At 31.0% G+C, this 13,753-nt stretch carries 15 protein-coding genes, 1 tRNA gene and 1 other RNA gene; 7 read left to right on the top strand and 10 right to left on the bottom strand.

Annotated elements, in window-relative coordinates; genetic code table 11:
* Window positions 1-4 precede the first annotated feature (4 nt).
* On the bottom strand, window positions 5-325 hold the full coding sequence (locus tag ACZ5LY_RS05005; protein ID WP_013414308.1) for a hypothetical protein: 321 nt from the start codon (window positions 323-325) through the stop codon (window positions 5-7).
* 28 nt (window positions 326-353) lie between these two features.
* The gene (locus tag ACZ5LY_RS05000; RefSeq protein WP_013414307.1) at window positions 354-656 is read right to left on the bottom strand and encodes an MTH1187 family thiamine-binding protein; all 303 of its coding nucleotides are present in this window, start codon (window positions 654-656) and stop codon (window positions 354-356) included.
* A gap of 73 nt (window positions 657-729) precedes the next feature.
* Here ACZ5LY_RS05000 and ACZ5LY_RS04995 point away from each other — a divergent pair, with 73 nt between their 5' ends.
* On the top strand, window positions 730-1,554 hold the full coding sequence (locus ACZ5LY_RS04995; RefSeq protein ID WP_048060610.1) for a TIGR00269 family protein: 825 nt from the start codon (window positions 730-732) through the stop codon (window positions 1,552-1,554).
* Here ACZ5LY_RS04995 and ACZ5LY_RS04990 read toward each other — a convergent pair.
* From ACZ5LY_RS04990 to ACZ5LY_RS04970, 5 genes are read right to left on the bottom strand one after another with little or no spacing between them, the layout of a single operon-like run.
* Window positions 1,538-3,127, bottom strand: a complete 1,590-nt coding sequence (locus ACZ5LY_RS04990; RefSeq protein ID WP_048060609.1) for a GTPBP1 family GTP-binding protein — start codon at window positions 3,125-3,127, stop codon at window positions 1,538-1,540. The genes ACZ5LY_RS04995 and ACZ5LY_RS04990 overlap by 17 nt on opposite strands.
* Window positions 3,120-3,344 carry a DUF1922 domain-containing protein gene (locus tag ACZ5LY_RS04985; RefSeq protein ID WP_013414304.1) on the bottom strand — a complete coding sequence of 75 codons (225 nt, stop codon included), beginning with the start codon at window positions 3,342-3,344 and terminating at the stop codon, window positions 3,120-3,122. Before ACZ5LY_RS04985 ends, ACZ5LY_RS04990 begins: the two co-directional genes overlap by 8 nt.
* Window positions 3,335-4,120 carry a TraB family protein gene (locus ACZ5LY_RS04980; protein WP_464577204.1) on the bottom strand — a complete coding sequence of 262 codons (786 nt, stop codon included), beginning with the start codon at window positions 4,118-4,120 and terminating at the stop codon, window positions 3,335-3,337. The genes ACZ5LY_RS04985 and ACZ5LY_RS04980 overlap by 10 nt, the downstream gene beginning before the upstream one ends.
* Window positions 4,121-4,123: 3 nt before the next feature.
* A complete protein-coding gene (locus ACZ5LY_RS04975) occupies window positions 4,124-5,029 on the bottom strand; it encodes a methanogenesis marker 7 protein (protein ID WP_013414302.1) in 906 nt (301 codons plus the stop codon).
* On the bottom strand, window positions 5,014-5,541 hold the full coding sequence (locus ACZ5LY_RS04970) for a hypothetical protein (RefSeq protein WP_013414301.1): 528 nt from the start codon (window positions 5,539-5,541) through the stop codon (window positions 5,014-5,016). The genes ACZ5LY_RS04975 and ACZ5LY_RS04970 overlap by 16 nt, the downstream gene beginning before the upstream one ends.
* Window positions 5,542-5,576: 35 nt before the next feature.
* Between ACZ5LY_RS04970 and comB the strand changes: the two genes are divergently transcribed.
* Window positions 5,577-6,296 carry a 2-phosphosulfolactate phosphatase gene (gene comB, locus ACZ5LY_RS04965; RefSeq protein ID WP_013414300.1) on the top strand — a complete coding sequence of 240 codons (720 nt, stop codon included), beginning with the start codon at window positions 5,577-5,579 and terminating at the stop codon, window positions 6,294-6,296.
* A 67-nt stretch (window positions 6,297-6,363) separates the two neighbouring features.
* Complete coding sequence (locus ACZ5LY_RS04960; RefSeq protein WP_013414299.1) at window positions 6,364-6,981, top strand: DJ-1/PfpI family protein; 618 nt, start codon at window positions 6,364-6,366, stop codon at window positions 6,979-6,981.
* Window positions 6,982-6,984: 3 nt separating this feature from the next.
* On the opposite strand, the gene ACZ5LY_RS04955 is transcribed toward ACZ5LY_RS04960, so the two are convergent.
* Window positions 6,985-8,013, bottom strand: a complete 1,029-nt coding sequence (locus tag ACZ5LY_RS04955) for an SPOUT family RNA methylase (RefSeq protein ID WP_464577200.1) — start codon at window positions 8,011-8,013, stop codon at window positions 6,985-6,987.
* A gap of 117 nt (window positions 8,014-8,130) precedes the next feature.
* Between ACZ5LY_RS04955 and ACZ5LY_RS04950 the strand changes: the two genes are divergently transcribed.
* On the top strand, window positions 8,131-9,843 hold the full coding sequence (locus ACZ5LY_RS04950; RefSeq protein WP_013414297.1) for a glycosyltransferase: 1,713 nt from the start codon (window positions 8,131-8,133) through the stop codon (window positions 9,841-9,843).
* Between the two features lie 27 nt (window positions 9,844-9,870).
* On the opposite strand, the gene ACZ5LY_RS04945 is transcribed toward ACZ5LY_RS04950, so the two are convergent.
* Window positions 9,871-10,425, bottom strand: a complete 555-nt coding sequence (locus tag ACZ5LY_RS04945; RefSeq protein ID WP_013414296.1) for a chitobiase/beta-hexosaminidase C-terminal domain-containing protein — start codon at window positions 10,423-10,425, stop codon at window positions 9,871-9,873.
* Between the two features lie 130 nt (window positions 10,426-10,555).
* Here ACZ5LY_RS04945 and ACZ5LY_RS04940 point away from each other — a divergent pair.
* From ACZ5LY_RS04940 to ACZ5LY_RS04930, 3 genes are all read left to right on the top strand, one after another.
* Window positions 10,556-10,630 (top strand) — tRNA-Met (locus ACZ5LY_RS04940).
* Window positions 10,631-10,662: 32 nt separating this feature from the next.
* An RNA gene (gene rnpB / locus ACZ5LY_RS04935) (RNase P RNA component) lies at window positions 10,663-10,952 on the top strand.
* A 57-nt stretch (window positions 10,953-11,009) separates the two neighbouring features.
* Window positions 11,010-11,465, top strand: a complete 456-nt coding sequence (locus ACZ5LY_RS04930) for an ArsR/SmtB family transcription factor (RefSeq protein ID WP_464577198.1) — start codon at window positions 11,010-11,012, stop codon at window positions 11,463-11,465.
* Here ACZ5LY_RS04930 and hypF read toward each other — a convergent pair.
* Window positions 11,449-13,725, bottom strand: a complete 2,277-nt coding sequence (hypF, locus tag ACZ5LY_RS04925) for a carbamoyltransferase HypF (RefSeq protein WP_464577196.1) — start codon at window positions 13,723-13,725, stop codon at window positions 11,449-11,451. The genes ACZ5LY_RS04930 and hypF overlap by 17 nt on opposite strands.
* Window positions 13,726-13,753 lie beyond the last annotated feature (28 nt).

The raw sequence follows: 13,753 nt of genomic DNA, 5'->3' as shown, positions 1-13,753 counted from the left end.
ATCCTCACATCGCTAATATTCTCTCTATAATAAGGTTTGCAGCATCTTCAATTTTTTTATTTGCCTGGCGTTTTATTTCTTCAATTTTTTCTTTAGATTTATTGCGTATTTTTAATGCTTCCCTTTTTGCCTTGTTTTCCATCTCAATAATTAATCTTTTACCTTCTTCTTCTCCTTCCATCTTAGCTTTATCTATAATTTCTGAAACTTCCAATTTAGCATTGTTTATAATTTCCTCTGCCTTTTTCTTTGAATCGTTGATTAATTTTTCTGCATCGTTTTCAGCTTTACCAATCTCCCTAATAGCATCAGAAATTTGTACCATAATATCACCAATAAAATTAAAATTGATTTTACTTTAGTTTTTCTTTCACTGCATCTACTCTCTCTTCTAAACTTTTATCAACATCTCTCCTATCATCTATTGTCACTGTAGTATATACTCTGTCAGCCCCTTTATTAATTACTGCTTCATGAGCAGCCTTAACAACCTCAAATAATTCTTCCAAATCTTTAACTTCAACTTGTGTTCCCATCGATGATACTTTATATTTAATATTTTTTTCTTTAATCTTTGATACTGCAGCAGCTATATACTCACTCAAACTAGTTGAATTTGTTCCTACTGGGACCACACTAATCTCAGCAATTATCATAATTTTGACTTATATAAAAGATCTTAAAAATTTTACTATTAAGGGGGCTGAAAAAATATTTAATAATGAATTAATGAAAAAGATCAGGAGAGTTGTAAAAAATTATAAATTAATTGAAAATGGCGATGTAATATCTGTTGCATTATCTGGAGGAAAAGACAGCTTACTCACTCTCTATGCTTTAAAAAATTTACAAAATGAAATTAACTTCAAATTAAACGCAATTTTTATTGATGAAGGAATAAAAAACTATAGGAAAAATGCTTTAAAATATTTAAGAAAACATGTGAAAAAACTAGAAGTTGAATTGATAAAAAAAAGTTTTAAAGAAGAGTTTGGATTTAAAGTTGATGAAATTAAAGATTATTTTGATACTCCATGCATTCCATGTGGCATCTTTAGAAGATATTTGTTAAATAAAACTGCATATGAGGTTGGTGCATCAAAACTTGCAACTGGCCATAATCTTGACGATGAAATACAATCATTTTTAATGAGTTTAGTTAGAGGTGATACTTTCAGATTTTACAAATTTGGACCTAAGCTAGATAGAATACATCCAAAACTTATACCTAGAATAAAACCTCTTTGGGAAGTTTCAGAGAAAGAGGTTATTGATTGGGTAGTTAAAAACGATATTGAAGTTCAAATGGAAAGATGTCCATACTCAAAATATTCTTTTAGATTTAAACTTATGAATTTTTTAAATGAAATAGAAAAAATTGAACCAGGAACTAAAGAAAATATAATGAAATCATTTAAAAAAACATTTTTAAGCCTAAAGAAAAAAGATGTCAAAGTTGTGGAATGTAAAGAATGTTTTTGGCCTTCATCCAATGAATTATGTAAAGTTTGTGAATTAAAAAAATATTTGAGAAATATTACTCAACAATTTTAGTTATTGAACCTATACCTTTAGTTCTTCCTTCTCTAAATACTAGTTTTTGACCTCTTTCCACATGATAAGGTCTATATTTAAACCTCATACGGACTTTACCTTTGTCACCTGCTGATAAATATTCTTTATCTAGAGGTTTCAACTTAGTTGTTTCTGCTATTGTTTCTATGTGTGTAACACTCTCATAACCAGATTTAATAGTTGTTGGATGTACTAACACAGAAACTTCTGCTTCAAATTCTCTAACTGCCCTAACTTTATATTTAGGATCTGCAAGTATCATGCCTCTTTCAATTTCATTGGAAGATATATTTCTGAGTGCAATACCTACAACATGTCCGGTTTCTGCACATCCTAGTTGATAATGATGCATCTCTATTGATTTAACATTTACTTTTTTAAATTCTCCATCAATTGTAGGACCTAAAACTAAATTATCACCTTTTTTGACTTTTCCTTGACGTACAGTACCACTTACAACGGTTCCCACACCTTTTATTGTATATATTTTGTCAATATACATTAAAAATGGTTTTTTGTCATCTACAGGTTTTTTAGGAATTTTTAAATTCATAAATAATTCATCTAATAAATCTAGACCTTCTCCAGTGACTGAAGAAACAGCAAGAATAGGTACTATATGCTCATTCATCTTATCTACTATAGAATAAATATCTGAACGGTTTCTAATCTGAAATGGAATTCTTCCAACTAATTTAAGTAGTTCACCAATTCTTTCTCTTACTTCCTCAACTTTATTTTTATCAACTAAGTCTGTTTTTGTTATCACTATAATTACAGGTAAATCCATTGCCAAAATTATACCTAAATGTTCTTTAGTTATATGTGTTGGTCCTTCATCAGCTGAAACTGTTATCATGCCATAATTTAATTTTTGACCGACAATTCCTCTAATAGTTGTCCTAAGCCATGGTTCATGCCCTACAGTATCCACAAAAGAAACAATTCTATCACATTCTTCAATTATTCTTGATTTTTCTTTTTTATTGAGAGGATTATTAACTCTAACTGGCTTATTATCTTTAAATCCATAAACTGCAAATGATAAATCAGCTGATAATCCTCTTTCTATCTCATGTTTTTGTACATCTAAAAAAATTCTTGTTTTTCCAGATCCATCATCTAGAGTGCCACTTGTTAAAGTACCAAGAAGTGTACTTTTACCATGGTCTACATGACCTGCTACTCCAACTAAAAGATGTTCTTTTTTAAAATTTGATTTTTTAGATATCATTACTTTTGCTATTTTACCATTCTTTCCCTTATATTTTTCAACTTTATCTATACTAGCATCAATTTCTTTTGCAAGGTTTTTAAGCACATATAAACTATTTTTTAAATCTGACTGAGATAATCCTACTAATTCTCCATCGTCACTGACTCCTAAGAAATAAGTTGCTTTTCCATTTCCTTTCTCTATCCTGTACTTCATCTGTGAAACTAATTTATTCTTTCGTTCACCTATGAGATGATAATTGGGCATAAGTATTTCTTTAAATTCTATATTTTTTCTCTCACCTTTTTTTATAAACGATATCAAATCTCTATTCATTTTCCCCATATTTATCAGCAGTCATTAAAACTGCTTTACCATATTTTTCTTCTTGTAATTTTCTAACAATTTCAGATGCTTCTTCAAATGAGTTAACTTTTCCGAGTATCCTTCTACTTTTAACCTTTATGAGTCTTCCACATACACATCTCTTCACACTGTTACTCTCATGAACATAAAGAGCTCTACCACAATCACATCTAAAAATCAGATACATCCTTTCACCACTAAAATTTTTAGTAAAAGAAATGTTATGAACAGTAGTGATAGTAGGAATATCTTATTGATTGGATTTCTATCTTTAATTTTAGTATTTAACAGCTTATATATAGGAGGTATTTTTTCTGGATTTTTAAGATAATCTTCAATTCCTTTTTTATGTCCAGCGCCAACTACTGCCACTATTTTCTCACTATCAATATTTAATAGTCTATAGGCCATATATGCATCCCTTTCATCCACAATTACTTTATATGCATTAGGTGCTATTCGCTTAAATTCTTTCATTATTTTCTTTAAAACATCTTTCTTTTTGAGATCCTCAATATCAATATCCTTCATTTTAAAAGAAGATAAAAAAATATTAAAAATAAGCTTTAATTTTTCAAACAAAGACATTGCATTCATAGCCCTACTCAATGTTATCTCAATATCTCTATCTATCAAAACAACTTTGGCACCGATTTTTTCAGCAGTTTTTATTGCAGCTATCATATCAGATCCTGGTTTTATACCTATATCTTCGCCAGCTTTGTTTTGTAGATATGTTAAGATCACTCCAGCAATAATAACACTTAAACTACCAGTTTTTAATCCATTTTTTATTATATCTAAAATAGAAGTGTTTTGATTTTCATCTCTTGTTAGGCGCATATACCTACGATAATCTAATTCAACTGCAACGACCTCAGGATTTTCCTCAATTATTGTATTTTTTACGTCTTCCACACTTCTCTCTGAAACATGTGCCGTACCTATTATCTTAATATTCATGGTTTACCACAGGGAACTTTCTGGTAACAATTTGACAAGTGTATAATTATACATTTTTGATGGTATAATTTCTGAAATTTCATGGAGTATATATTTATCAACCTCTACATAACCAATTTTTTCATGATATTCATCATAATCAAGTTTAACTCTAACACCATCAAGTTGTAGAGTTACCGGAGTGGGTGAATATACTTCCTTAACTTCTGGTACTTGATACTCAATTTCTTTTTTAACGACTATTGGTGGAACTAAGGGAGGATCCAATGATATTTCTTCCCTTTTTTTATCTAATAAATTTTCAACGACTTTTACTAATTTCCTTAATGCTCTTATGTTTTCACCTCTTTTTAACCTCCTAGGTATTCTTCCAAAACCAGATACATATGCATCTGCGCCTGGAAGATTTTCGATTTTAGGAGCCCCAGTAACAACCACAGGGACATCTATATCTGAAAATAAATGTGTTTTATTCTCTATACATTCTTTAAAACTACCCATTGCAAATATTGCCAAATCATGCTCATTTATAAGAGCTTTTTCATCTTCTGATATGCGTGATATTGTTTTTCCAGCACCGCGTGCTAAGCCTATCATATTTGTTTTTGCACCATGTCTACGCAAATATTCTGCAATATCACATGCAGAATGTGGTAAATGATGTCTTGCAAGCGTTGGTGATACCACAGCTATCTCTGAACCAACCATTGGTGCCGGTCTAATTTTTCCTAATAACTCTTTAGCTTTCTCTTCAACTTTTTTTACATCTTTTATAGGCACAGCTAATGTAAGAATCAAATCCATCTGAATAACATTTTCTTGTAGAACAAAACCTCCCAAATCTTCTACTAATTCTTTGATTTCTTCACTTTTATGTACTCCACCTTTATAGATCAATGTTTCATACATAATTTCTTCTCCAAGAGATTATACCTAACTTTAGCTCTTTCTATCGGATCTTTTGGTACATTCTCATGGGATGGAACCTTAACTTTACTCACATTCTCTTCTTTAATTTTATCTTCCATATAATCAGGGTAAATAATAAAGTCAGGATTCTTATTAACAATTTTATATCCCATGTCTTTGACAATGTCTTTTAAAAAGTTAGAATAAACTTTTACTTTTATTTTTCGATTTTTCCTTCTTTGAACCTTACGATAATTTTCATCTGCCCAACGAAAATTTATTTTTATTTTTTTATTTTTACCACCAAGCAAATCCCTAACCTTTGAAATACTTTTTTCAATTTGGTCAAATGTATTTAATTTTAATTTTATAGCCTTTTTCTTTGTATTTGTCTCATACAACACCACTGCAATATCTGCATCAGTTTCATCAGGATTTTTTGAAACTATATAATTTTTTATACCTGCTAATTTTAAAATTTTTTCACACATGGGCGTTGTAACAATCTTCATTTCAATCCCCTAAAAAATTTATGAGGTTGGTATTTTTGAAAGTTACGTTGAGCTTAGAAAAATCAAAAAGTAACGACCTGGCAATAATGGTAGATGTACTAAGGGCTAGCACTACAATTGTAGCAGCATTGGATAATTTTAAAAAAATATTACCTGTTTCAGATAAAAATTTGGCTTTAAAATTATCCAAAAAAATGAATTGCTTGATAGCTGGAGAACGTAATGGGAAAAAAATCAGAGAATTTGATATTGGTAACTCACCAATTGATATACAGAAAAAAAGTGGTGAAATATTAATTTTAACAACAACAAATGGCACAAGAGTATTAAATCAGATAAAATGTAGGACATTAATAGGGTCATTTATAAATGCTAAATCTGTAGCAAATGTTGCTTTGAAACTTGCTAACGAACATATAGATATCGTAATGGCTGGTGTAAAAGGTAATTTTGCATTAGAAGACTTTTTAGGTGCTGGAGAGATAATAAAATATATGAAAAATGTTGAGTTAAGTGAATATGCAAAATCTGCATTATTGGCAAGCATGAATAAAGATGAAGTAGATAAAGCTGTAAAAGATTCATTGTCAGCTAAAAAATTGAAAAAGTTAGGTTTGTATAAAGATGTTGAATTTTGCTTAAAAAGGAACATCAGCAATAATGTACCTTATTACAATGGGAAATATATTGTAAATCTGAAAGACTTAAGAAATCTGGGTTCTATTACTCAGAGTCCTGACCGTTCATCATCCTAATATCAGAAGTGATGGCCATCATCATTCTTTTAAATTTTTTATTTTAGAAATAGAAATAATTATTTGTATGACAAAAAAATGGTATTTAATAGCATTAGTTGTAGGAATAGTAATTTTGTTTCTGGCAGGTCAGAAAATCTTAGAAGAAAAGCAGACAGCTACAATGGAAAAAAGACCTGCTGCAGTTGCAATTGTTCTATTTCAGGGATTTAATAGTCAAGAGTATGATGCAGTGAAAAAGATAAGTAACAATGTCACTATTGTTGCAGCTGACAAAGATATAGGAACGAAATATGATGTGTATATTGGTGATATAAAAGACATGGATAAATTTATTTCAAAATATAAGGCTATAGTTTTAGTCGGTGGACCAGGAGTATATCAAAGAGTAACAGGTAAAATACAAGACCCAAACATGGAGATGGTCATAAAATTCGTTAAAATTGCTAATTCTAAAGGTAAAATAATTGGTGCTATTTGTGCATCTCCTGCTATTTTAGCTAAGGCAGGAATACTTAAAAACAAAAAAGCTACAGTATATCCAAGCGATGATTTAATAAGAATATTAAAAGAAAATGGTGTTAACTATACAAAGTCTGCAGTTGTTGTGGAAGGGAATATAATTACTGCAAGTGATCCTACTGCTGCTCAAGATTTTGCAGTTGCCATTGCTAAAAAACTGTAAAAATTAAGAGGACTCATAAAGATGCCAAAGTAATATTAGTATTGCAGGAATGCCTTGTTCGGTTGCAAATGTCATATGAGGTGTCAGATCCAATACATAATCAGCTAAATCAAACAAACCTCTTGGGATACCTTCCCTAGAACCTATAAATACAATAATTTCTTTTGAAAATTTTAAATCTTTTTTTAATTTATTTTTTACATTGGAAACTATATCTCCTAGAGGATCTGTTATTATTATTGTTCTATTTTTCCTTCTTTTATCTCTTATCACTTGGTATAAATCCCACAGACTTACAGGAATCTTCCTAACATCCCACGGATATGCATCCTTCTGTATTAAGTATCTAGATCTTTGACCTTTTTTAACACCACGAATAAATTCCATAAGTTCATAAGCATCCATTTTTTCTTTTGGAGATATTATGAGTTCCTTAATTTCAAAAGCCTGAGCTGCCCTTCCAATTTTTTCACCCATCTTCCTGCATACTTTGTAATCACCCCAATATGGAAGTTGCACTATAGTAATTTTTTTTAAAAGAGATCTTGCATCTGGTTTTTCAGGTGTATATTTCTTCCACTTTTCTCTTTCAATAACAGAGATATAAGCCTTATCACCTATAATTTCTACCAACACTTTTTTGTCAGGTAAAGTAAGATTTACATCTGCACCTGTTAATTCTTCTATTTTTCTGCCAAGTTTTATGTTGACATCCATACTTGTAAATTCATGTTTTCCTCTTCTTGTAGTTTCAACAGAAAAGGTTTCAGTCTCATTTATATGTTTAGAAATATTTTTTGCTGTTGATAATATCTCATCTAATTTTGCAGGGACTTCAAACATTACAGGGATAACTCTTTCAACCTCTGGAATTTCTTTTAATTGCTTTTCACAATTTTCTTTAGTTTTAACTAACACTAACCCTGCATATCCCATAGGTGTTATCCATACATCAGCATCTTTTATTTTTTCTTTGATGTAATTGGCTGCAGTACCTTCTAAGCCTCTTGGTGTAGTTATGAGGAACTTCATTGTATCTCTCCGTCACATGGTTTTTAAGAAAAGTATTTTAAATAGTTAAGCATATTTTTTACTTTCTTGTAAATAGTAATTGAGGGCAAGAATGAGAAGAAATAACATGGTGTCGCAATGTATTCAATGATACTAATCTTTATTATATTTTTGTTTTTGGTTGTAAAAAGATACAAGCCAAGGGTGTCGGCAGTTATACCTGCTTATAATGAAGAGGAGACTGTTGCAGATGTTGTCAATGCTGTAAAAAAATCAAAATATGTAGATGAAATTATAGTTGTGGATGATGGTTCTACAGACAAAACTTATGAAAAAGCTTTAAATGCAGGTGCAAAAGTAATAAAACATGAGAAAAATAAGGGTAAAGGTGCAGCATTGAAAACAGGGTTTAAAGAGTCATCAGGGGACATAATTTTATTTTTAGATGCTGACCTAAAAAATATAAATCCAAAAAAAGTTGATAGGATTGTAGAACCAATAATTAGGGGAGAAGCAGATATAACTAAGAGTAAATTTAAGCGCAAAGCTGGAAGGGTTACCGAACTCACAGCTAAACCATTATTAAATTTTTTCTTCCCAGAATTAAATTTTAAACAGCCGTTAAGTGGCCAATTTGCAGCTAAAAGATCAGTGCTTGAAAAAGTAAAATTTGAGGAAGATTATGGTGTTGACATAGGTATAATATTAGATGCAGATGCACATGGATTCAGAATAAAAGAGGTTGATATTGGAACTCTAAACCATAAAATGTCTGATTTGTCAGATCTCAATTTAATGGCTAATGAAGTAGTTAGAACAATAGTAAATAGGGCTGTAGAGTATGGAAGAGTTGCAATGATGGACACCATAGGTAATTCAATAAGGATGTGTGTACTTGGACTTTCATTAACATCATTTGGAATTTTTAGTATTTTCTTTACAAGGATTATACCTTTATATGTAGGTATAGCTCTTAGTATTCTTGGATTTATTGTTGCAATGTATTATTTAGTAATTCTTTTGATGAAATCTTGTAAAATAATTCTTACATCAAAGAACCCTATCAGTACTATTAAATCTTTCATATATATGCATTTCCCAGTTTTAGTTTCGGCATTAATTTTGTTTGCCATTCTTTCTGCTCTTTTTGGATCCATACATGTGGAAAAAGATAAAATATCAATTCAGCCTGTTTCAGGTAATTTAGTCATATGGAAAAAGGCACATGAAAATCGTACTATAGCTATAAAAGGACCATATACAATTGACAGTGCGTTAGAAAATGAGAGTAACATCATTAGAATGCCTGCTGATGCTATAGATACGCTTGGAATAAATTATGGAGACAAAATTTATATTTACAATCTTTCTTATGAAGTTAGAGAACCATTACCTGGTGAAAACAATGTAATTAGAATGCCTCAAGAAATCAGATCTGTTTTAAATGTAAATATTGGCGATGTTATTCAAGACAATAATTTAAGAAAAATCTTTAAAAACGTATATGTTTTGAGAAATATATATACTAGTGAAGGATTAACTGTAAAAGAAGGAGTTTTAATCCAAACCCAAAGTAATGAATCTAAGTCAGTAAATATATATTTTGACAATAAATTCCTAGTTTCTACTTCTGGAATTATGAAAGAAGGATATTACTCAGTATATGTAAATGGGATAAAAGTTGATACAATTTATTTCGATGGCAATGCACCAGCCAATTATACAATTTATTGGAATGGCCACATTATAAATATCTATATTAAGGAAAATGGGCAAAGCGATATGATGTTTGCAAATTCTTTACGTGGAAGATTTTTAGATTTCAATATTACCAACAGCAGTTCATTGTGAAAAAAATAAAAAAGGTAATTTAAAATTCTAGCTTGAAGTTGGTTCTAATTCTGGTATAACCTCTTTTACAATTTTTATTCGCTTGTTCTTTTTTATTTTTTTGAATTTTGTTTTTTTAACTAGTTTGCAAGGTGTATGTTTGACAACGCCTTTGTATGTTGCATTTCCACTGACTATCATATACTTTATTATCATATTTTTGTTTAGAATTATTGGAGCTGTATATATTGCACTTTTGTTTGTTGGGTTTTTACCATTCAATGTGTAATAAACAGTTACATTTGCTGGAAATGTTAAAGTTATATTATCACCGTCAAATGAGATTGCTGGGAATATAGTTTGATTTTTTGCTTTTTTAGTTATCTCATGCTTAATTATACCATATTTTGTTTTATTTGTTGCATTGTCAACAATCATATATTTTATCTGCATTGATTTATTCAATATTATAGGTTCTGTATATTGTGTGCTGTTCTCTGTAGGTATACCTTTCGTTGTATAGAACATTGTAGCTGCAGCACTAGCATTTATTCCAATAAATAACGCTAAAAATATACTAAGAATTGCTACCAATTTTTTCATAATATTCTCCCTCCAAAATTTTTAATTTAAAAAATGTCTTTATAAATATTTTTCGTTAATATTCTTAATCAAAATTTTTATTTTGCTTAACCGTAAATTTTATATAGGAGTTATTAACTAAATAAAAAATAGCGGGGTGGGGTAGCCTGGTGAACCCGCGGGGCTCATAACCCCGAGATCCCTGGTTCAAATCCAGGCCCCGCTATTACTTCTTCTTCTTATTGATGTGTGGGAGTGGTAAGCCGGAGGGCAGCTACGGCCTTTTATGGCTGAGGAAACTCCCCCCATCACCCTAAACCCCGGTGCCGCAAGGCATCGGCCGAGAGGCCGGACCCTGGCGCAGAAACGACACGTCTCCCGATGGATGATAATGAGGCCCCAATTAAAGGGGTTGATTGACATCGGGAGGATCGGTGAAACGGCCAATCCGGGGGATGCAAGGGTGAAAATCTGCCAATGATATGAGGCAGAGATTGCCCGCTTAGATGAATGCTGCCTAAACAGAAGGGGGGTTACTCCCGGCATGCCACTCCCACACATCTGATAAAATTTATCTACTAATTCTAACAAAACTTTTTAATGTGATGAAAATTATAGATGCTGAAAAAATATTGGAGTTAATAGGAAATAAAACTAGACGTAAAATTATAGAGTTAATAGGTAAGGAACCTTGTTTTGTCAGTCAAATCTCGCAGGAGTTAAATGTAGGACAGAAAGCTATAATAGAACACCTGAAGGTATTAGAAGAAGCTGGCATTGTAGAATCTACATTTAAGAGAGTTCAGAGAGGAAGACCTAGAAAATATTACAAGATACGTGACAACATAGCTATAAAGGTTGTAATAAGTAAAGAAGATTTTCGGGTGGAAGTAAGTAGTGATACAGAAGATGAAGAGATGATGAGGTTAAAATACTTAGAAAAAAAAGCAAAAAATGGAAATATAGAAGCAATAAATGAAATTAAACAATTATTAGAAAGATATGAAACTTTGAGAACTGAAGCTTTGAGAATCCTTAACGACATTATAAACAGGAAATAAAGGCCTGACCTAAAGATATTGATCCATCACCAGGACAAGAATTTTCATGTTGAACAAATTTATATCCTTGATTTTCTACATATTCTTTCACAGTTTTTGTTATAGCCTCATTTATAAAGACTCCTCCGGAACCGCCTATTATATCCACTTTTGCTTTTTCTGCAGATAAAACAGATAATTCTGCCAATCCTTCAGCTAAAGCTTTTTGAGCTGCAAATGCAATATCACGACGCTTTTCACCTTTTTTAAGCAACTCTATAACATCTCTTAACATCAAAGAAGTATCCAAAACATATCTATTATTAGTTTTATATATTTCTTTTGTAATTTCTAATCCATCATTTCCATAGTAAGCTGCAGATTCCAGTTTCATTGCACATTCTCCTTCATATGTCCTTCGACTACAAATATGGAGTGCTACAGCAATCGAATCCAAAATTCGTCCAGTACTGGTTGTTATATTTACATTAAAGTCTTTGTTTAATTGTTTAATAACTATCTCAATTTCTTTCTTTCCATGTGGGAAATATTTTTTATAATCATCCATAATATCTACTAGTTCCTCGTCATCATAAACGTTTTTAAGTATTGAAAGTAGCATTCTTGCTGGATAATAAGTACAGAGGTCTCCACCAGGCATCTTTTGAGGAATTAAACTTGCCATCCTCTTAAAATTCTTGCCTTTGAAATGTAATATTTCGCCACCCCAAACAGTACCATCGCTACCATAACCTACTCCATCTGCAGTTATACATATATATTCATCCACATTTGCATCAAAGGCAAGAGAAGCAGCATGGGCATGATGATGCTGAACTTTTAACAATTTACAAGAATATTTTTGGGACAATTCTTGAGCTAGTTTAGTTGTAAGGAATTGTGGATGTAAATCACAAGCCACAACATCTAAAGAATCTATTTTGATCATAGATAGGAATCTATTTATTGCACTCTTAAGAAATTTTAAAACATCATAATTGTTGACATTTCCAATATGTTGGGAAACATAACATTTTCCATTTTTAACTAATGCGAAAGTTACGTCAAGTTCTGGTCCAAGTGCCAAAATATTTTTATTTTCACAATATTTTGAAAAATCATATGGTTCTGGTGCATATCCTCTAGAACGTCTTAAGAATGCTTTCTTACCACCTCTAAACCTTATCACCGAATCATCACAACGATTAATTATTTTACGATCATGAAGTAAGAAATAATCTGCTATTCCATTGAGTTTTTTAATAATATCTCTGTTTTTTATTAACATTGGCATGCCTGGTTTATTTGCTGAAGTCATTACATAAGCTTCTTTTTTAAGATATTTGAATAAAATATGGTGGAGACCAGAGTAAGGTAACATAACCCCAATAGTATGAAGACCTGGAGACACAGAATTTGCAATTGCACAATCTTCTTTTTTCTTTAACACCACAATTGGTCTACTTTTTGACAATAAGGTTTCCTTTTCATTCTCATTTACTATTGCAAATTTTTTTATTGTATCTATGTCTTTACTCATGCATGCAAACGGTTGTGATGGTCTATTTAATCTCTTCCTTAATTTTTTTACCACATCTTCATCTGTAGCATCACAGGCTATATGGGCTCCACCAATACCTTTAATTGCAACAATATAACCTTCATCTAGGAGTTTGGCAGTTTCTTTAATTGGATCATCGACGTCTAATCCCCATAAAAAAACTTTGGGACCACAGGTTGGACAACAAGTAGTTTCTGCATGATATCTTCTATCTTCAGGATCTTCATATTCCTTCAAACATTTATCACATAAGGGAAATTCATCCATGCTTGTTCTTTCTCTATCATATGGTAATGATTTTATTATTGTAAATCTTGGGCCACAATTTGTGCAACTTGTAAAAGGATAGTTGTACCTTCTATCCTTTGGATTATCTATTTCTTCCAAACAATCTTTACAAGTTGCAATGTCTGCGGGAATTATAGATGAACCATAAAATTTTTTAGAGCTTTTAACAATTTTGAAATCATCGAACTTAAGAGGTGCATCATAATATTTGACATCTATATTAAATATTTTGCATAAAGGAGGTTTCTCTTCTTCAATAGATTTTAAAAAATTTTTTATATTTGATTTTTTTCCAGCCACCACTATTTCAACAACATTTCCTAAATTTTTTACATAACCTTTTAATTTATGATGTTTTGCAAGCCTATATATAGTTGGTCTAAATCCAACACCCTGAACAATTCCTTCAACAATGATTTGAGCATGTTGCATTGTGACCCCTCTGAAACTTTATATACAT

The sequence above is a fragment of the Methanothermus sociabilis genome (assembly GCF_055392295.1).
The sequence above is the reverse complement of the archived record's forward strand: the minus strand, read 5'-3'. Positions and strand labels throughout refer to the sequence as shown.

Bases quoted from the DNA above. Each gene is read 5' to 3' on its own strand.
- ACZ5LY_RS04985 (WP_013414304.1), bottom strand. From the start codon at position 3,344: ATGTATCTGATTTTTAGATGTGATTGTGGTAGAGCTCTTTATGTTCAT.
- ACZ5LY_RS04975 (WP_013414302.1), bottom strand. From the start codon at position 5,029: ATGTATGAAACATTGATCTATAAAGGTGGAGTACATAAAAGTGAAGAA.
- ACZ5LY_RS04980 (WP_464577204.1), bottom strand. From the start codon at position 4,120: ATGAATATTAAGATAATAGGTACGGCACATGTTTCAGAGAGAAGTGTG.
- ACZ5LY_RS04945 (WP_013414296.1), bottom strand. From the start codon at position 10,425: ATGAAAAAATTGGTAGCAATTCTTAGTATATTTTTAGCGTTATTTATT.
- ACZ5LY_RS04955 (WP_464577200.1), bottom strand. From the start codon at position 8,013: ATGAAGTTCCTCATAACTACACCAAGAGGCTTAGAAGGTACTGCAGCC.
- ACZ5LY_RS04970 (WP_013414301.1), bottom strand. From the start codon at position 5,541: ATGAAGATTGTTACAACGCCCATGTGTGAAAAAATTTTAAAATTAGCA.
- hypF (WP_464577196.1), bottom strand. From the start codon at position 13,725: ATGCAACATGCTCAAATCATTGTTGAAGGAATTGTTCAGGGTGTTGGA.
- ACZ5LY_RS04930 (WP_464577198.1), top strand. From the start codon at position 11,010: ATGAAAATTATAGATGCTGAAAAAATATTGGAGTTAATAGGAAATAAA.
- ACZ5LY_RS05005 (WP_013414308.1), bottom strand. From the start codon at position 325: ATGGTACAAATTTCTGATGCTATTAGGGAGATTGGTAAAGCTGAAAAC.
- ACZ5LY_RS04995 (WP_048060610.1), top strand. From the start codon at position 730: ATGAAAAAGATCAGGAGAGTTGTAAAAAATTATAAATTAATTGAAAAT.
- ACZ5LY_RS04990 (WP_048060609.1), bottom strand. From the start codon at position 3,127: ATGAATAGAGATTTGATATCGTTTATAAAAAAAGGTGAGAGAAAAAAT.
- ACZ5LY_RS05000 (WP_013414307.1), bottom strand. From the start codon at position 656: ATGATAATTGCTGAGATTAGTGTGGTCCCAGTAGGAACAAATTCAACT.
- ACZ5LY_RS04950 (WP_013414297.1), top strand. From the start codon at position 8,131: ATGTATTCAATGATACTAATCTTTATTATATTTTTGTTTTTGGTTGTA.
- ACZ5LY_RS04960 (WP_013414299.1), top strand. From the start codon at position 6,364: ATGACAAAAAAATGGTATTTAATAGCATTAGTTGTAGGAATAGTAATT.